Source organism: Kaistia nematophila, from assembly GCF_026343855.1.
Classification (GTDB): Bacteria; Pseudomonadota; Alphaproteobacteria; order Rhizobiales; family Kaistiaceae; genus Kaistia; species Kaistia nematophila.
Genome location: NZ_JAPKNK010000002.1, coordinates 365,482 through 383,341, shown reverse-complemented (window position 1 = coordinate 383,341; position 17,860 = coordinate 365,482). Strand labels below are relative to the sequence as shown.

At 65.2% G+C, this 17,860-nt stretch carries 16 protein-coding genes; 10 read left to right on the top strand and 6 right to left on the bottom strand.

The genetic code is table 11. The features are described 5' to 3' along the window. The first annotated feature begins 7 nt into the window (after positions 1–7). Positions 8–553 carry a putative glycolipid-binding domain-containing protein gene (locus tag OSH07_RS06080; RefSeq protein ID WP_266337721.1) on the top strand — a complete coding sequence of 182 codons (546 nt, stop codon included), beginning with the start codon at positions 8–10 and terminating at the stop codon, positions 551–553. A 17-nt stretch (positions 554–570) separates the two neighbouring features. Here OSH07_RS06080 and OSH07_RS06075 read toward each other — a convergent pair whose 3' ends face one another. The 3 genes from OSH07_RS06075 to OSH07_RS06065 all read right to left on the bottom strand — a co-directional run bounded on the left by OSH07_RS06075 (position 571) and on the right by OSH07_RS06065 (position 2,515). Beyond that, entirely contained in the window at positions 571–1,299 is a 729-nt protein-coding gene (locus OSH07_RS06075; protein WP_266337720.1) for a YbhB/YbcL family Raf kinase inhibitor-like protein, read from the bottom strand. Positions 1,300–1,422: 123 nt separating this feature from the next. Continuing rightward, the gene (locus OSH07_RS06070; RefSeq protein WP_266337719.1) at positions 1,423–1,842 is read right to left on the bottom strand and encodes a VOC family protein; all 420 of its coding nucleotides are present in this window, start codon (positions 1,840–1,842) and stop codon (positions 1,423–1,425) included. Positions 1,843–1,870: 28 nt separating this feature from the next. Continuing rightward, entirely contained in the window at positions 1,871–2,515 is a 645-nt protein-coding gene (locus OSH07_RS06065; protein WP_266337718.1) for a DsbA family oxidoreductase, read from the bottom strand. 149 nt (positions 2,516–2,664) lie between these two features. Between OSH07_RS06065 and OSH07_RS06060 the strand changes: the two genes are divergently transcribed. Further along, entirely contained in the window at positions 2,665–2,910 is a 246-nt protein-coding gene (locus OSH07_RS06060; RefSeq protein WP_266337717.1) for a hypothetical protein, read from the top strand. Positions 2,911–2,918: 8 nt separating this feature from the next. Here the strand turns inward: OSH07_RS06060 and OSH07_RS06055 are convergent, their stop codons facing one another. Next, positions 2,919–3,422, bottom strand: coding sequence for a GNAT family N-acetyltransferase (locus OSH07_RS06055; protein ID WP_266337716.1), 504 nt, complete (start codon positions 3,420–3,422; stop codon positions 2,919–2,921). Positions 3,423–3,708: 286 nt separating this feature from the next. On the opposite strand from OSH07_RS06055, the gene OSH07_RS06050 reads away from it, so the two are divergent. The 6 genes from OSH07_RS06050 to OSH07_RS06025 all read left to right on the top strand — a co-directional run bounded on the left by OSH07_RS06050 (position 3,709) and on the right by OSH07_RS06025 (position 12,671). Then, entirely contained in the window at positions 3,709–5,151 is a 1,443-nt protein-coding gene (locus OSH07_RS06050; RefSeq protein WP_277614196.1) for a DUF6212 domain-containing protein, read from the top strand. Then, positions 5,141–7,822 carry a glycosyltransferase gene (locus OSH07_RS06045; protein WP_266337714.1) on the top strand — a complete coding sequence of 894 codons (2,682 nt, stop codon included), beginning with the start codon at positions 5,141–5,143 and terminating at the stop codon, positions 7,820–7,822. Before OSH07_RS06050 ends, OSH07_RS06045 begins: the two co-directional genes overlap by 11 nt. Positions 7,823–7,854: 32 nt before the next feature. Further along, the gene (locus OSH07_RS06040; RefSeq protein WP_266337713.1) at positions 7,855–9,030 is read left to right on the top strand and encodes a polysaccharide pyruvyl transferase family protein; all 1,176 of its coding nucleotides are present in this window, start codon (positions 7,855–7,857) and stop codon (positions 9,028–9,030) included. A gap of 89 nt (positions 9,031–9,119) precedes the next feature. After that, entirely contained in the window at positions 9,120–10,358 is a 1,239-nt protein-coding gene (locus tag OSH07_RS06035) for a polysaccharide pyruvyl transferase family protein (RefSeq protein WP_266337712.1), read from the top strand. After that, positions 10,345–11,448 carry a glycoside hydrolase gene (locus tag OSH07_RS06030; protein ID WP_266337711.1) on the top strand — a complete coding sequence of 368 codons (1,104 nt, stop codon included), beginning with the start codon at positions 10,345–10,347 and terminating at the stop codon, positions 11,446–11,448. The genes OSH07_RS06035 and OSH07_RS06030 overlap by 14 nt, the downstream gene beginning before the upstream one ends. A gap of 41 nt (positions 11,449–11,489) precedes the next feature. Next, positions 11,490–12,671 carry an SGNH/GDSL hydrolase family protein gene (locus OSH07_RS06025; RefSeq protein ID WP_266337710.1) on the top strand — a complete coding sequence of 394 codons (1,182 nt, stop codon included), beginning with the start codon at positions 11,490–11,492 and terminating at the stop codon, positions 12,669–12,671. On the opposite strand, the gene OSH07_RS06020 is transcribed toward OSH07_RS06025, so the two are convergent. Both OSH07_RS06020 and OSH07_RS06015 read right to left on the bottom strand, forming a co-directional pair. Then, the gene (locus OSH07_RS06020; protein WP_266337709.1) at positions 12,626–13,867 is read right to left on the bottom strand and encodes a glycosyltransferase family 4 protein; all 1,242 of its coding nucleotides are present in this window, start codon (positions 13,865–13,867) and stop codon (positions 12,626–12,628) included. The two genes, OSH07_RS06025 and OSH07_RS06020, sit on opposite strands and share 46 nt — an antisense overlap. Positions 13,868–13,909: 42 nt before the next feature. Then, entirely contained in the window at positions 13,910–14,473 is a 564-nt protein-coding gene (locus OSH07_RS06015; protein WP_266337708.1) for a MarR family transcriptional regulator, read from the bottom strand. A 308-nt stretch (positions 14,474–14,781) separates the two neighbouring features. Here OSH07_RS06015 and OSH07_RS06010 point away from each other — a divergent pair, with 308 nt between their 5' ends. Beyond that, positions 14,782–16,464 (top strand): type I secretion system permease/ATPase, encoded by a 1,683-nt coding sequence (locus tag OSH07_RS06010; protein ID WP_266337707.1) that lies wholly within the window; start codon positions 14,782–14,784, stop codon positions 16,462–16,464. After that, positions 16,461–17,855, top strand: coding sequence for an HlyD family type I secretion periplasmic adaptor subunit (locus OSH07_RS06005; protein WP_266337706.1), 1,395 nt, complete (start codon positions 16,461–16,463; stop codon positions 17,853–17,855). Before OSH07_RS06010 ends, OSH07_RS06005 begins: the two co-directional genes overlap by 4 nt. Positions 17,856–17,860: the final 5 nt, after the last annotated feature.

The window sequence follows — 17,860 nt, the reverse complement described above, 5'->3', positions numbered from 1 at the left end:
GGGCAATATGTCGAAGGCGGTTCGCTGGCAGAGCTGGGACGGCGAGGGGCTGGAGCACATGGTGTTCAGTGATCGGCCGAAAGGGGCAGTGGCGGAGGGCGCCCTGCTCTCGGGCGGCGATGCGCGTTTCGCCGCGCGCTATGAACTGACCTGTCATCCGGACGGACGTGTCGCCGAAGCGCATGTGGCTGTGGTCGGCGGTCCGTCGATCACCCTGCAATCGGATGGCGACGGCCTCTGGCGCAACAGCGACGGCAAGCGGGTCCCGGCCCTGGTCGGCGCCAGCGACGTCGATCTCTCGGCGAGCCCGGTCACCAACATGCTGGCGATCCGGCGCCTGAATCTTGCGGAAGGACAATCGCAGGAGATCACCGCCGTCTATGTTCGCTTCCCGGACCTGGAAATCACCCTCGACCGCCAGCGCTACACCTGTTTGCAGGCCGGGCGCCGCTATCTCTACGAGGCGGTCGACGGCACCTTCCGCACCGAGATCGAGACGGAGGAGGGCGGGCTCGTCGCCCTCTATCCCGGTCTCTTCCGCCGCGTGCCCTGAGCCTGCCGGGAGGCGCCCTACTCGGCGACCGCCTTGCGCAGCGCCGGATTGAGGCTGTAGTGGCCGACGGCTTCGCCCTTGGCCAGTACATGTCCTTCGATCGCCTTCTGCACATCCGGTCCGTCCATCAGCGGCTTGGCGGCCAGGTGGTCGATGTCGAGCGCGTAGATGGTGATCGTATAGCCATGCGGCTTCAGGTCGTTCTCCGGCGGGCAGGGGCCGTCATAGCCGGCATAGGTGCCCTTCAGCCGCGGATTGCCGGCCATCAGCCAGGTATTGGCGTTGACGCCGCGCTGTCCCCATTGGGTCCTGGTCGCCGGCTTGCCGTGCGGGGAGAAGCCGTCGCCGTCGGCGCCCGCCGGCAGGGAGGTCGTCGTCGCCGGTATGTCGTAGAGCACCCAGTGATAGTGGGTGTCGCGTGCCGCTTCGACGGGAATGGGGCGCGGTCCGCGCAGCAGCGTCACGTCGAGCGGAACGTCCGGGTCGGTCATGATCAGGACGAAGGATCTGGTCTCCGCCGGTGCGTTTGACCATTCGACGGCCGGACTCCGGTCGCGGCCCCGTACCGGCAGCCCGTTGACGGCCGGGAGACAGAGCGCCGCGTCGTCCGGCAGGTCGCCGTCGGCGTCGAGATCGTGGATCGTTACCTTCAGGAATACCGGGTTGACCGCGTGGGCCAAGGGGAGGCCGGTTGTCACCAGGGTTGCTGCAAATAGGACGGATGGCAGTCGCGTGTACGAAGTCATGCTGATCTCCTTTTGCCTGTCAGGCCGGAGGGCACGAAATTCAGTCATGTCTTCGAAAATAGGAGTCGGCCGCCCGGCGACGAGACCTGCCGGGTCGTTTGAACGGAGTATTTCCGTCGTTGATCAGGCGTCCGCCACCTTGCCGTCCACACCGAGCGGATCGTAGGTGCCAAACGACCACTCATAGCCTTCGGTATCGCGGCAGGAATACTCCCGCGAACCATATTCCATGTCCTCGAGCGGGCGGGTGATCTTGGCGCCTGCGGCGACGGCCATGTCGTGATGGCCGTCGACGAAGCGGACCGAGACATAGACGGCGCCGGTGCCGCCGCTCGCCGTGCGGCCGCTGGCGACGAGCTCCGGACTGAAGCCGCCCAGCATGATCAGGTTCTGGCCGAGACGAAGTTCGGCGTGCGCCACCTCGCCATCCGGTCCCTCGTGCAGGGCGAAGACCTCGAAGCCGAAGCCCTTGACCAGGAAGGCGATCGCCGCCCTGGGATCGCGATAGCGCAGGACGGGGAAGATGTGGGACGTGCGGACCATGCGAGCCTCTTCGGTATGGCGGGTTCGCTCAGGCGTCGGCCGCGGCGCTCGCGCCGGTCGCCTGGGCGAGCGCCTGCTCGAACACATCCTCCGGCTGGCAGCCCGACAGCGCAAGCTGGCGGTTGAAGACGAAGAAGGGGACGCCGCTGATGCCGCCCTCGGCCGCGGCCGCCGCTTCCTGGCGGGTGATCTCCAGTTCGGCAGGGTCGGTGGCGATCCGGCGCGCTTCCTCCGCGGAGAAACCGAACCGCGCGCCGATCTCGGCGAGCACGTCCGGGTCGGCGACGTTGCGGGCGTCCATGAAATGCGCCTCGAACAGGGCGGTCGCCAGGGCGTCCTGCGTCCCCTTCTCGAGGGCATGGCGGATCAGCGTGTGCGCGGCGGCGGTCGGGCGTTGGCGCGGCTGCTTGGAAAGATCGAGCGCGATGCCGCTCTTGCGGGCTTCCGCCTCGACCCGGGCGAACATCGCGGACGGGTCGCCGCCGAATCGCTTGCGCAGCTTTTCTGCGACGTCGATGCCTTCCGGGGGCACGCTCGGATCCAGGAAGAAGGGATGATGCACCACCCGCGCCGCGATTCCGTTTTCGGCCAACACCTTGTGCAGTCGGACGACTCCGATGAAGCACCAGGGGCAGACGATGTCGGTGACGACGTCAATCTGGATCTCGGACATGGACAAACTCCCGTCGCGCGTAAAGGTCGCGTCAACCAATCGGAAATGAACGTCAGCTATAACAAGACTGCGTGACTGAGGACACAGGCACCGCCCCGGAATGGTGCTAATCCCTCCCGGCGAATTGATTCCAGTTTCAGGACAAAACCATGCGTATCGCATTCGCGGCCTTTTTCGGCCTGATCTTCGGCGGCATCGTCGGGGTTGGCACCGGTGTGGGCATCGGCATGTTGCTGCAGAGGATCGTCAATGTCGGCTGCAGCGATGGCGGGTGTGCCTATTTCGTGATCTTCTGGGCCGGTCTCGGTCTGGTGATCTGTGCGCTGCTCGGCGCCATCCTCGCCGGTGTCCTGACCCGCGAGGACATGCGCGCCAGCCTGCCGCGTCATCAGTAGTCGAATCCTCAGACGTCGTCGAAGGCCGTGTGATAGCGGACCTCGCCCTCTGGCGCTGCCCTGCCGGTCGCCAGCGGGAGCGCCATGAAATATTCGGGCGGCGGGCCTGAGAGCTTCAACCGCGGATCAGCGCGAAAGCCGAACCGCTGGTAGAATTCGGGCTCGCCGAGCAGCACGCATCCGCCAGCACCCAGGGATCGGATCCGCTCCAGTCCCGCTTCGATCAGGGCCCGGCCTAGGCCGCGCCCCTGCAGGGCAGGCAGCACCGCGACAGGTCCCAGCCCGTACCAGCCTTCATTGACCCCGTTGATCGTGACCGGGGAGAAGGCGATGTGGCCAACTACCTTTCCGTCTTCCTCCGCCACCAGCGAAACCGCAAGTGCCCCCGCGGCGCGCAAGGCATCGACCAGCTCGCCTTCGCGCTGACTGCTGTGTGCTGCGCTGCAAAATGCGATCGCGATGACCTCACGGATCACCTTCCGATCTCCGGTCGTCTCATCCCGTATCGTCATGTCGCTATTGTGCAGGCATTTGCCCCGGAAAAGGCATGAAATTCTATTCGAATTTTGAAACAATACTTCCCAAGAATAGAATTGAATATTTATTTACATCCCGGTTGTGCGCCGCAAAATGAGCCGGTACTAATCTCTATAGCTGAAGAACAAGCAAGCTTGTCTGATCGTATTTAGAACGATTCCGACCGGATTGCTCTGCATGAGCGGACGCTGCGACGTGAACAAACCTATCAAGAGCCAGTTCGAGCCGGCCTTCTCCACGCAGGCCAAGGCTACCCTGCGGATGGTGCTGGCGGGTGCCAGCGATCGGGCCGAACTGGCCGCCGGTCCGCTGGCCCATCTCGTCACTTTCACGGACGAGCTCTTCCGCAGCGACGGGACGATGCGGGACGTCTATCCGGTGCTCGCGGTCGTCGCGTCGCCGGCCGGCGCGGCCGAGATCGAGGTGGCCTCGGCGGCTCTCGCCAAGATGGCGACCATTCCCGCTCCGCCGGTCATTCGCATCGACCGCGATGTCGATGGCGTCGCTTCGCTGGTGCGGACAGTGCTCGAATCCGGCCTCGGCCGCATTTCGAGCTATGCCCAGACCATGGCGTCGGAACTCGTCATGCTGCGGCGCGAGCGAGAAACGCTGTTCGAGAATTTCCGCGTGCTGGAAGATGCGTTCCGCGCCCGCAACTGGGAAGCGGCGAGCGAGATCTTCGCCCATGACGTCTTCGTCGATCCGAAGGACGAGGGCGTCGGCAGGCTGATGCGCGAGGGGTGGGTCGAGCAATTGTTCCCCGTCTCCAGCTTCGGCGTCAGCGGCTTTGCCCTGCATTTCCGCCATCAGGCCGCCGGCAGCGGCGAAGTCATCGTCACGCTCGACTATCTCGAGAATGGCGAGGGCGTCGCCGAGTGGGTAGTGCCCTTCTCGGCGCTCGCGGCGGACTGGAACTACTTCTCGCTGCCGAAGGCCTGCGATGGCAGCCCCCGCACGTTGCGGCTGCGCATTTCGGCCAATGGCGCCGAGCCGCCGGCGCCGTCGCTGGGGCATCCGATCGCCAGCCGCCGCTATGCCGCACGCGCTCGCTCGCCGCATGGCGATCTCGATCACCGGCCGCTGGCGCTCAAGATCTATTCCGGCGTACCGGGCGTCCGCCCGACGGCGCTGCCGAACTCGATCGCGCCGAGTGCGCTGATCGGTGGGCGGCGGATCGAGGACTATCGCCTGCCGCTCGACGCATTGCGCGCCGTGGCCGACGTTTCGGTCAGCCCGATCGTGCCGGATTTCCAGACCATCCGCTTCCTCGAGCACGAGGATGCGATCGTCTGCCACCCGTTGCCGGCGGGAATCTCGGCAGGCGCGGTCGCGAATGTCGTGGCCCCGGGAACGGTTCGCTTCTCCGCGCGGGCGGTCATCGACCATGCCGAGGGCAAGCCAGCCTTCGTCGGCTTCCTGCTGGCGCCGAGCGCCGCCAATCTGCGATCCGAGATCGCGGTCCTCGAACGGGAGGGGGCGGCGCGCCGCTCGGCCTATTTCAGCGGCTGGCGCGATGTTTCGGCCGGCGAGCCGGTCAGCATCAACATCATGCTCGACAGCCCGACGCAGCGGATGATGAACCTCGTCATCCTGAGCCGCGCCAAGGGCGACTCGGTCGACTTCTCCTGGCTGAAGGTGTTCGACTTCCGGCTGGTCCGTCATTTCGACGTCGAGGCGCGCGGGGAGGCTGCCCATGCGCAGTGAGGCTGCGGATCTCGTCGTCATCGCGATGCCGCTCTATGGTCACGCGGCGCTCGCCGTCGAGGCTCTCGAGACCGCATTCGCCTCGACCACCGAATGCCGCGTCGAGGTGGTGGTCTCCGTCGATGGCGATCCCCGCCGCGAGGTGTTCGATGCGCTGACCCTCTATGCGGCGACGCGTCCGGAACTGCACGTCATCTTCGGGCCGAACGCCGGCCCGGGCGGGGCGCGCAACCGCGCGATCGACTTCATCGTCGAGAACCTGCCGGATGCGAAGGCGGTCTACTTCCTCGACGCCGACAACCGGGTTCTGCCGACGACCATCGAGACGCTCTATGCTCGCTTGAAGGCGGAGCAGTGCGGCTGGGTCTACACCAATATCGACACCTTTTCGGTGCGCTGGGGCGCCCACTACGGCGACGGCTATTCGCGGCTGACGCACTGCGTCTCCGACAATATCTGCGACACCGGCTCGATGATCTCGATCGACGTATTCCATGCCGGCGTGCGCTTCGACGCCGATCGGCAGAACGGCTTCGAGGATTGGGAGTTCTGGCTGTCCTGCATCGAGGCGGGTTTCGTCGGCGTGCCGTGCCACGATACGGCGTTCGAATATCGCCTCAGGGCCGAAAGTCGGTTCAAGGAAGCGAACCGCGACCGCGCCGCCTCCCTGAGCTTCCTGCGCCGCCGCCACAAGACTTTGTTCCGCCGTTCGACGCTGGTCGATTTCGAGCATGAGGAAGCCCCGCGCTACGCCATGCTGCGCACGGGCGACGGCACCATCGCCTGCTTCACCGATCCGACGATGGAGCCGACCAAGCTCGATTTCGACGAGGCGATCCGCGCCTTCTGGGGCAGCGCCGCCGAGCCGGACAATTTCCATTTCCCGCCCTTCCTGGCGGCCGGCAGCGTCGAGACGCTGAAGCTCCTCAAGCAGTCGCGGCTCTGGCCCAACCTGCTCATGCATCTGGAGCGGGCGACCGAGGCGGCGAATGTCTGCTTCGTGCAGATCCGCAACGTCGCCGCCGAGCGCGGCATCGATATCGAGATCCAGCCTTCCGGCCATGTCCGCAAGGGACGCGCCGACCTGGTGTTCATGTCCTCCGCCATCGTTCGCGATGCCATCCGCAACAACGCTCTCGAATGGCTCGGTTCGATCGCGGCCGACCAGGTCTGGCCAACGGTGGCGGTGGTGAAGGTACGCTTCCCGTTTCCGGCCGAGGCGCCGAAGCGCGCCTCCGCAACGCCGGAGCAGTCGCTGATCAACCTCGTCCACACGATCGCCACCAGCCCGCTGCAGGCGGTCGCGGCGAAGCGCTGGACCTGGCGCGGCTCGCGGCTGCCGGCGCTGTCGGAGCTCTACAAGCAGCTTCGCACCGAGGTGGGGGGCTCGCCCGTGCTGCCGCTCGGTCACGCGCAGTCTAGCAAGCGTACCCTGGCGCTGCTGGTGCCCAATGCCTCGTTTGGCGGCGCCGAGAAGGTCGCCTTCGCGGCAGCGCGCGAGCTCAAGGCCGAAGGCTTCGAAACGCATCTGTTCGTGCTCGGCAATGCCCGCATGGACGTGCTCGACGAGTTCGATGACTCGTTCGACTTCATCCATTTCTGGAAGAACGGCATCCCTGCCTGGGGCGGCACCAACCGCTTTCTTGGCCAGGACTTCATCGCCGAATATCACGACGTCGACTGGAACGCGCTCAAGGGCCAGCTCTCGGGCTTTGACCTGATCATTAACAATCACGTCATGGCAGTGCATCCGCTGATGGCGCGGCTGCGCTCGGAGGGCGCGCGCACCGCATGTTACCTGCATGTCGTTGACGAGACGCCGCTGCGCCGTCCGGCCGGCCAGCCCTTCGCCGCCATCGCGCACGAGCATTGCTACGACGCCTTCCTGACCTGCTCCGAGCAGCTCAAGGTCTACCTGCACAGCTATGGCGTGCCGCTGGAAAAGATCTTCGCGGTCGCCAACGCCCCGAGCATCTCGGTCAAGCCGAAGGCCCTGACCGAGATCGTCGAAAGCCGGCTGGCGCGCCCCGCCGATGCGCCTCTCCGTATCCTCTACATGGGTCGCTTCGAGCCGCAGAAGGGTATCGACCGCATCCATGCGGCGCTGCAGGACCTGCGCTCGCGCAATATCCCGTTCGAGGCGCTGGCGGTCGGTGGCGAGATCCTCGCCGAGCAGCCAAGTTCATGGACCGGCAAGCTGCGCGAACTCGGCGTCACCGTCCGTCCGCCGATCTTCGGCGGTCGCGAGATCGCGGCGATCCTCGCCTGGGGTGACATCCTTATCATGCCGTCGCGCTGGGAAGGCGCACCGCTGATGATCGCGGAGGCGCAACTGGTCGGCTGCGTGCCGGTGGCGACCGCCGTCGGCGCCGTCGACGAGCTCGTCACCAACGGCCGCGACGGCTTGCTCATCGAGGGTGAGGCGGACCTGAAAATCGTCGCCGACCTCGCCGCCGCCGTGGAATCTCTGGCGCGCGATCGCACGCGCCTCGCCCGCCTGCGCGAAGGCGGCCTGTTCACCGCTTCCGGGCGTTCCTGGGCGGCTTCCTTCGGTCCGTTCGTCGAATGGTGCGACCGGACCGTTTCGTCTACCCCCCGGATCGAAGCGCGTGCGCCGCGCCGCCCGGTCGATCAACCCATCGTCGAGATTGACGTTCCGGCCGTCGCCTGACAGCTCCGGAATCTGAGGAAAGGTACGTCTGCATGCGTTCGAGAATCCTGATCACAGGCATTCCCGGTCACTATACGAGGCTCGTCCGGAGCGCGAAGGGCGCGACCGTCAACTACGGCGAGCAGCAGCTTCAGCCCGAGAGCAAGGAAGCTTTCCTCCGCGAACTGAGCAACATCTCCAACACCGGCAACTATCTGATCGGTGAGGGCGCTCTGCGCGCCATGCCGTCGAGCGCCACGCAGGTTCCGTTCTGGCATCTGCATAATGCCTGCGTGAACGGCACTGGCCTCGACGAGATCAACTCCAATTTCGACATCTGCGTCTTCACCTGCGCCAACCTGCTGCGCAAGGGGCTGTCGGCCGACGCCGAGGCGCTCGTGCTGAAGAACCTCAACATGCCGATCGTCATGCTCGGCATCGGAATCCAGAACCGCGCCGATCTCGAGTCCGGCCTGCCCGCCGGCACCCAGCAATTGCTCGACGTGCTGAAGGGCAAGGAGCACTACTTCCTGACGCGCGGCTATGAGACGGCCGAGTTCCTGAAGTCGCGCGGCTTCTCCTTCGTTCGTCCGACCGGCTGTCCGTCGGTCTACTTCCTTCCGGACAACATGCGCACGGCGCTGAAGCGGCTGCCGGAGGTCAAGGTCGGCAGCGGCCGTACCGTCTTCTCGGGCTATCTCGGCGCGACGGAAGAAGCGGTCCGCGACGTCAACATGCTGAGCAAGCCGGAGAGCGAGAACTTCTATGTGGTGCAGGACGAGTTCCTGCACTTCGACATGAAGGTCGAGCCCAACAAGGACGGTCGTGTCTTTGACTCGACCTCGGGCCGGATGATTGGCGACCTCAGCTACAAGCATTCCGACCAGCTGCAGCGCAAGCTGAAGCTGCACACCTTCTTCGACACCAATCAGTGGCGCGCCTGGACCTCGTCGATGGACTTCTCCATCGGTCGCCGGTTCCACGGCAACATCATCGCGCTGCAGTCCGGCGTGCCCGGCCTGATGGTCGCCGTCGATGACCGCATGCGCGAGATGCTCAATTTCACCGGGCTGCCGGCGGTCGAGGCGTCTGCGCTCGAAGCCGCCAACGACCGCGCCGAATTCGTGTCCGATCACCTGGCGGATCTGAACGTTCCGCAGGTAGTGGAGAAGTACAACGACCGGGAAAGCAACTTCCGGACGGCGCTTCGCGATATCGGCCTGAACTAGTTCGCACGCTTCCCGCCCGCCCGCGCCCATCCGGGCCGGGCAGGGCGGCGCCCCGTTTCGGATACGCAATCATTCAGAGGACGAGCGTCATGCGCATCTTGCTGACCGGCATCCCTTCCTACCTGCAGAGAACCGTGGCCGGCGTGACCGGCGCGACGGTGCGCCACCGGCCGTATTTCGACGACATCCGCTCCAAGAAGGACGTCATCGACCAGGTCAAGAAGATCGCCAACACCGGCAACTACCTGATCGGCGAGGGCGCCGGCCACGCGCTCCGGGGTCATGACGTCGTCTACATGCCGTTCTGGCACCTCGCAAACAGCCTGGCGTCGCAGGAGGTCTATGACGAGATCAGCCGGTCCTTCGACATCTGCGTGTTCGCCTCGGCCAATCTGCTCCGCCCCGGCTATTCGGCCGATCTGGAAGCGCAGGTGTTCGAGAAGCTGAAGATGCCGGTCGTCGTCATGGGCATCGGCATCCAGCGCAAGGCCAATCTGCGCGACGACCTGCCGGCCGGCACGCAGAAGTTCCTCGAGGTGCTGCGCGCCAAGGAGAGCTATTTCCTGACCCGCGGCTACTTCACCTCCGAGTTCCTGAAGGAACAAGGGATGAAGTTCGTGCGGCCGACCGGCTGCCCGTCGCTCTATTTCAATCCGGATGGCATGCGCCAGGCGCTCAACGGAATTGCCAATCCCGGCCTGGTCGAATCCCAGAAGATCGCCTTCGGCGGCTATCTTGGCAGCGTGGCCGACACCATCGTCGACGCGCATGTGCTGCTGAAGCCCGACAGCACCGCGCACTACGTCATCCAGGACGAAGTCGTCGTCTACAACATGAACATCGTCGGCGACGACACCACGGCCGCCTATGACGCGCCCTCGGGCCGCATCGTCGCGCCGCTCGAATACAAGCACCAGGAGAAGTGGCAGCGGAAGAACGAGCTGCACGTCTTCTTCGACACCAATCGCTGGCGCACCTGGGCGTCGCAGCTGGATCTTTCCTTCGGTCGCCGCTTCCACGGCTGCATTATCACCATGCAGGCCGGCATCCCGTCGCTGATGATCGCCGTCGACGATCGCATGCGCGAGATGCTGGAATTCATCGGCTTCCCGCATATCGAGGCAGGGATCTGGAACCGCGAGCCGCAGAAAAAGGCCTATCTGAAGGAGTTCCTGTCGACCATCGACGCGCCGGCGGTAATCGACCGATACAACGCCTGCGAGACCAATTTCCGAACCGCGCTGAACGATATCGGCATCAAGCAGGCGCCGGCGTCGCTCGTCGCCAAGCCCCCGGTCGCGGCGGTCCGCGCGCATGAGCCGGCCTGATCCACGTCCTCTGTCGCGCATCGCTCCGGCCTTTGCCGGGGCGATGGCGTGGCTCGGCGCGGTTCTCGGTGTGCCGGCCGATGCTGCCGAACTCGGCTTCAACCGGGTCAATCTTGGCTGGGCAAAACCGGCCGAGCGGCAGGCGATCATCGACGCGATGAAGAAGAGCGATGTCGTTTCGGTGCGCCTGTCGCTGAGCGCGCCGGTCGATCCGAGCCTGGATGCGGTCCGCATCGCGCATGAGGCCGGACTGCGCATCCTGCTCGAAATCTCGCTGAACAATCCCGATTTCTATCCCGAGGGCACCAAGCGCCGCTCGGCCATGGGCCGCAGCCATGATGCCTACCGGCTGTCCGATCTCGATCCCGAGCGCTATCGCGTCGTGATCCGCGATGCCTTGGCCAAGCTGGATGTCATGGGCATTCCAGTCGTCGCGGTGGAGCCCGGCAACGAGATCAACTGGGCCGGCTACAACGGCGATCTTACCGTGCGAAAGCCGAAATCCGACTCCGCCATCACGCCGGGCGACCCGGCCAAGGTCGCGCAGGGCATCGACCGCTATGTCGCGATCGTCCGTGTGACCGGCGAGGAGATGCGGGCCTCGAAGCTGAACCGCGATGCGAAGCTGATCTCGGCCGGTCTTTCGGACATGCCGCTACCATTTTCGCGGCGCGTCGGGCTGGAGATCATCCCGCCGGCGGAATGGACGGCCCGCATGCAGGCGAGCGGCCTCGACACGCTCGTCGACGCCTATGGCATCCACGTCTATCCCGGCAGCGGCGGCACGCGGGCGCGCCGCGATGCGCTCGTGCGCGATGCGCTTTCTTTCTGCGGCGTCGACCGGGCCGGCAAGCCGTGCTGGATCACCGAATGGGGTGTCGCGAACACCTCGCCAACTTGTCCGATCTCCGACGAGAAGCGCGCCGTCCTGGTCGACCAGCTGCGCGCCATCATCGACCGGGATATCACGGCCGGCCGGGTCGAGGCCGCCTATTATTTCGATTGGGACAGCAAGACGCCCTACAGCGTCTGGCGCTGCGGAGGGCTGTCTTCGGCCGGCCGCGCCGCCGTAAGGCCGGTGACGGACTGAGGTCCTCGTCGCGTTTGGAAGTTGCAGGGAGGAATGCGCGCATGGCGCTCCGGACTATCGTTATCGGCGGCTCAAACACGGTCATGCAGCCCGGCTATTGGCCGACGCTGCTGGCGCGGATGGCGCATCGCGGCCTGCCGCTTGATGTCATCGCCGATCTCTCCGTCGGCGGCACGACCTCCGGCTTCGGCCTGTTCCAGCTGAAGGCGAACGAGCATCATCTCGCCAATGCCGAGGTTCTGATCATCGAATATGCGCTGAACGACGCCTTCGTCTATGGCGACGAGCGCCGGCCGTTCCGGCACTGGGCCCGCTTCTACGAGGGCGTAATCCGCCATGCGCTGTCGATCAATCCCGACCTGCGCATCGTATCGCTGGTGTTCGGCCAGCGCGGCGGTTCCTATATCAGCTCGGTTCCGTCGATCGACGCGGGCATGCACTACCTCTCCGACTGGTATGACACCGCGATCGTCAACGTGTCGCGTCAGCTGATGCGCCGCTTCGGCCGCGAGGTCGTGACCGATCCGAGCTTCTATGCCGATCAGGGGCACTATTCCCGGCCGATCGCCACGACGATCGTTGCCGACATCATCGCCGATGATCTCGAGCGGATCCTTGCGGCGCCGTTCCGGCCGCGCGGCATGCCATTGCCGGTCGATCCCTATCATTTCGCCGATGCGCGGATCATCGACGCCAAGACGCTGATCGAGACCTGCGGGCTGCCGCCCCGCGTCTACAGCAACCGCCGCTTTGCCGCGACAACCGCTGATCTCGGCGATTTCCGCCTCAAGCTGACCTTCGACAAGGGGCGGCCGCTCGCCCTGTCCTATGTCTGCGCTCCGGACATTTCGCCGCTGGAAATCGCGATGGCGAGCGATACCGTCGAGGCGGCCATGCTGAAGGGCGGCGTCCGCGACGGCGCCTTCAAGTTCCTGCTGTCGATGCTAAGCTGCGACTTCCTGTATCCCGGTCCGGCGCTGCTGCAGGAACCGGCGAGTTTCACCTGCTCCCTGCAGGCCTCGCAGAACGTGCCGGGCGTGACCAGGCATGTGCCGAAGGACAATGTCGCCCATGCCGACGGGGACGGTTCCCGGCCGCGCGTGATGCCGCTGCTCGGTATGCTCTATACGGGTACGCTGAAATCCTGCGTCGCCGAGCCGGTCGCCGATCTCCGGCCTCAGCCGGCCGCGGCTACCGAGCGCATCGAAGCCCCCAGCAACTGAGCCATCAGCGAGCGCTGCCGCGTCAGGCACTTGTCGAGCGCATAGCGCTCGATGATGGTTTGGCGCGCATTGCGCCGGAGGTCCACGAAGGCCTTCGGCCGCGCCAGTACGTCCAGAATCGTCTCGGCGAGCGCTTCGGGTTCGAAGAACGGCACCAGCAGGCCGTTCTGCCCGTGGCGGATCACCTCCTGCACGGGTGGAGTCGCCGAGCCGATCACCAGCGCGCCGCAGGACATCGCCTCCAGCACCGACCAGGACAGGACGAACGGATAGGTGAGATAGATGTGCGCCGTCGAGATCTGGAATAGACGCGTCAATATTGCGTGCGGAACCTGACCTGGAAAGAATACACGCTGTGGATCGAGCGGCGTTTCTTCCAGGATCGCGTCTTTCCAGGTTTTTCCGTCACGGCGGGAGGCGCCGTAGCTGTTGGAATTGCCGCCGACGAAGACGAAGATGGCGTCCTTGTTGCGCTCCAGTACCCGCGCCGCCGCCTTCACGGCCTGCGGGAAGCCGCGATAGGGCTCGAGGTCGCGCGCCGCGAAGGTGACGATCGGATCGCCGGCCTTGATGACGCGTCCGTCCGGGAGGGCGATGCCGCGCCCGGTGTCGGGGCGGAACCGGCGCACGTCGATGCCGTCATGGCAGATCGCGATCCGGCGCTGGGTGCTTTCGGGATAGCGGCTGCGCTGCCAGCCGGTCGGGCTCAGTCCCGCCTCGATCGCGTCGAGGGTGACGAGCTGGGCCGCGTTGCGCAGGCGAAGCCGCTGGCGGACGTCGAGATCGATGACGTCGGCCGGGTCGAACCCCACATCGGCGCCCTCGGCGCTGTAGAAGAATTCGCAGTAGCCGAGCGCCGGGCTGCGGGGCACGACGTCTTTTACGAACATCATGCTGCCCCAGCCTATGTGGCCGAGGATGATGTCGGGTGCACCCTCGGCGCGCACCAGCGCTTCGAGGGTCTCCGCGACACGCATGCCGATGCGCACGTGGTGTTCGGTCGTCGCCAGCGGGCTGCTCTGCACGACCCCGGGCCTCGGCGGCGGCTCGGCCCGGTGCCGCACGATCCGTACGCCCGGCAGGCGACGGTCGACACTCTCGGTGATCAGGGTCACCTCGCTGCCGCTGGCGGCGAGGTTGGCGGCGAGGTGTTCGAACTGCCCCACGCCGCGCCGGTGAATGAACAGCACCCTCACGCCGGGAGGCCTCGTGGCGAACGCATCGATCGACGCCGACCGTCAGGCGCCGTAGCGGGTGGCATTCGTCCAGACCAGCTCCAGCTTCTGGAGAAGGCGATACGCGTTGTCGAGCTCGCGCGATTCGTCCTCATCGCGAACAAGCAGGCGGTGATAGGTGTCGTCCGCCGTGCGAAGCGCGTTGCAGAGGTCGTGGCCCTTCTGCGACAGGCTGATACGCGCGGAGCGCCGGTCGCGCTGCGAGGCGGCGCGGTCGATATAGCCAAGGTCGACGAGTTGCTTCAGGTAGTAGGAGACGTTCGAGCCGAGATAGTGGCCCTTATCGAGCAGATCGCGCACCGAGAGCTCACCATTGCCGATGGTGAACAGCACCATGACCTGGGCAGGACCGATGTCGCCGACGCCGAGCTTGCCCATTTCGATCCGGAGCAGGTCGGTGAAGCGGCGGTTTACCCGCTCGATCGTCCTTGCCAGTTCGAAATGCGTGACATGGCCCCGATCATGCTCGGTGACCACGGTGATCACGCTGGAGGCCGGATTGCCGGATGAGTAGCTGCCCTCCGACTCTTCAACTTCTACCGCCGCTTGCAGAAGCTCTCGCGTCATTATGACCCCGCATTGCTGAATTTAGTTCAAAATTCCAACTATTCTAGATTGCCGCATCATCGGATTGGAATCTCCCACCCTTATAGACGATACCGAATCAAGAACTCAGTAAGTTTGTCCGAAAATTCGACTAAATGTATGTTCTGGACACCCTTGAAGCTGAACGATAAAGTTCGGAAATGACAATTTCAAGGCAATACAATATTATGCCGAAAATTGAAGCAACGTCGCCAAATGTTTCGGCGGCGAAGGTGTCGGGGAAGGCAACTGTTCCCCAGGCTGTGGCTATAGAAGCACGGCGCTCCTTCATGGCGGGATTGGGTTATGCTGCAATCCTGAGTGCATTCATCAATGTTCTGCAACTTACTGTCCCGCTCTACATGCTTCAGGTGCACGACCGCGTTCTGAACAGTCGTAGCATGGACACGCTGGCGATGCTGTCGGTTCTGGCGGGCGGCGCGCTGCTTCTCTACGGAATTCTCGATTTCATCCGCTCGCAGGTCTTCCTCGTGATGGGCGGAAGGCTGGTGCGCCGCCTGAACGAGCCGGTGCTGACGGCGTCTATCCGGGCCTCGGCGCGGGAAGGGGCCGGCAAGGCCGCGCAGGCGCTTCGGGATCTCTCCGACATCCGCAACTTCCTGACCAGTCATGCGGTCAGCGCGCCGCTCGAGGCGGCGTGGAGCCCGATCTTCCTCACCGTGCTGTTCATGCTGCATCCCGGTTTCGGCATCGCCGGAATCGTTTCCGTGCTCATCCTGATCATATCCAGCGTGGCGATGGACATCTTCACGCGCGGCCTGCTGAGCGAGGCGAACAAGGCGAATGTGGAGGCGATCACCAACATCGCCGGCCAGATCCGTCACGCCGAGGCGATCGAGAGCATGGGCATGTTGTCGGCCCTGGCTTCGAAGTGGCGTATGGCCCAACTGAGCGCCCTCCAGCTTCTCGAGACGGGCAACCGGCGCGGCAAGATCATTTCGACCGTGACGCGCACCTTGCGATACGGAATGCAACTCTTTGTGCTGGCGCTTGGTTGCATCCTGGCGATCCGGCAGGAGATCACGAGCGGCGCGATGATCGCCGCGACGATCGTCATGGGCCGCCTGCTGCTGCCCTTCGACAGCGTCGTCGAGAACAGCCGCCAATGGATCATGGCGAGCGGCGCCTGGAAGCGGGTGCGCGAACTGCTTGAAAGCGAGGGTTCCGAACGCCAGACCATGCCTACCACGGTCGCCGAGGGCGACCTCGTTGTCGATCGCCTCATCTACGCGGCGCAGGGACAGGATGTCCCCATCATCAAGGGCATCTCCTTCAGCCTGTCGCCCGGCGAGGTGCTGGGCGTGATCGGGCCTTCCGCTGCGGGCAAGTCGACGCTCGCGCGCCTGCTCGTCGGCATCATCAAGCCGACCGCCGGCGGCGTCTATCTCGACGGTAACAGCGTCTATCTCTGGGAGCGGTCCTCGTTCGGCCAGCTGGTCGGCTACCTGCCGCAATCGGTTTCGCTGCTGGACGGTACGATCCGCGAGAACATCGCCCGCATGGACGAGGGCGATCCGCGCGCCGTGATCGAGGCCGCCCGCATCGCCGATGTGCATGAGATGATCGGGCGCCTGCCTCTCGGCTACGACACGCCGGTCGGTGACGCACGCCTGACGCTTTCGGGCGGCCAGCGCCAGCGCGTGGCCCTGGCGCGCTGCCTTTATGGCCACCCGCGTCTCATCGTTCTGGACGAGCCGAACGCCAATCTCGACGCCACCGGCGAGGCGGCGCTGATCCGCGCCATCCGCACGGCCAAGGCGGACGGCGCGATCGTCATCATGATCGCACATCGTCCCGCCATCATGGAGGTGGCCGACAAGCTGCTCGTTCTCGAGAACGGCCGGGTTTCCCAGTATGGCCCGCGCACGGATATCGTCGCGCCGATGACCGGCGAGCGCCCGGCGCCGCCCAAGTCCAGCCCGGCTATCGCGCAAGGCGGAGATCGTCGATGACATTGCCCAAGCAGACCAGAACCGAGCTCGAACGGGCGCGGCGCGAAGCCGTTCCGGCGATCGTCTATCCCTCGACGATCCGCCAGGCGCGCACCGAGATGCTGGAAAAGGAGCCGAACTTCCGGATGCCGGTCATCGCCGGCGTCGCGGCGGTGCTGATCGGCTTTGGCGGCTTCGCCGGCTGGGCCTATTCCGCCAATCTCGACAGCGCCTCCGTCTCCTCCGGTTCCGTCATCGTCGACACCAAGCGCAAGACGATCAGTCACTACGAGGGCGGCATACTGAAGAAGCTGCTGGTGCGGGAAGGGGACGTGGTCAAGGTCGGCCAGCCCCTGATCCTGCTCGACGACACGCGCGCCCGCTCCGAGCTGCAGCAGCTGACCGCGCGCCGCTTCGCCCTCATCGCGAAGCTGGCGCGGCTGCGCAGCGAGCAGGCAGATGCCGACCAGGTCGATTTCCCGCGTGAACTGCTCGATTCGACGGACCCGGCCGCCCGCGATGCGGTCGAGGCGGAGCGGAAATTCTTCATGACCCGCAGCGCCGCCAAGGCCGGCCGCCTCGATGTCCAGCGCAAGGCGATCGAGCAGCATGACGCCGAGACGGCCGCGTTGACGGCTCAGATCGTGGCGACCAAGCGGCAGAGCGAGCTGCTGCAGGAGCAGCGCGACACGATCGCGGGGCTCGTGGCCAAGGGGCTGTCGAAGCGTTCGCAACTCCTGGAGATCGATTCGCGCGCCAGTCAGCTCGTCGGCAACAGCGGCGAGCTCGTTGCGAACAAGGCAAAGGCCGAGCAGGCCAAGGCCGGCGCCAAGCTGGAGCTGCTGGCGCTGGCCTCGGACTGGCTGCAGCAGGTGTCGGGGGATATCGCCACGACGCGTGGCGAGCTGGCCGATGTCGACGAGAAGATCGTCGCCTCGCGCGACGTGCTCCGCCGCCTGGAGGTGCGCTCGCCGGAGGCCGGCGTAATCGTCAACGCGCAGGTGCGCACGATCGGCGCCGCCATCAGTGCCGGAGCGCCGCTGATGGACATCGTGCCCGAGAACGAGCCGCTCATCATCGAGACGCGTGTGAGCCCGACCGATATCGACACGATCCGCGTCGGTGCGCCGGTCCGCATCCGCCTTACAGCCTATAACCAGCGCAACCACGCCCCGCTGGAGGGGAAGCTGACCTATATCGCCGCCGATCATGAGGTCGATGAGCGGACGAACTCCGCCTATTTCGTCGCGCGCGCCGAGGTCCTGCCGGAATCGCTCGCCTCGGCCCCCGATGTGCGGCTCTATCCCGGGATGCCGGCGGACATGATGATCATCAACAAGCCGCGCCGCGCCATCGACTACCTGCTGTCGCCGATCACCGACAGCCTGAACAGCGCCTTCCACGAGGAGTGAGACTG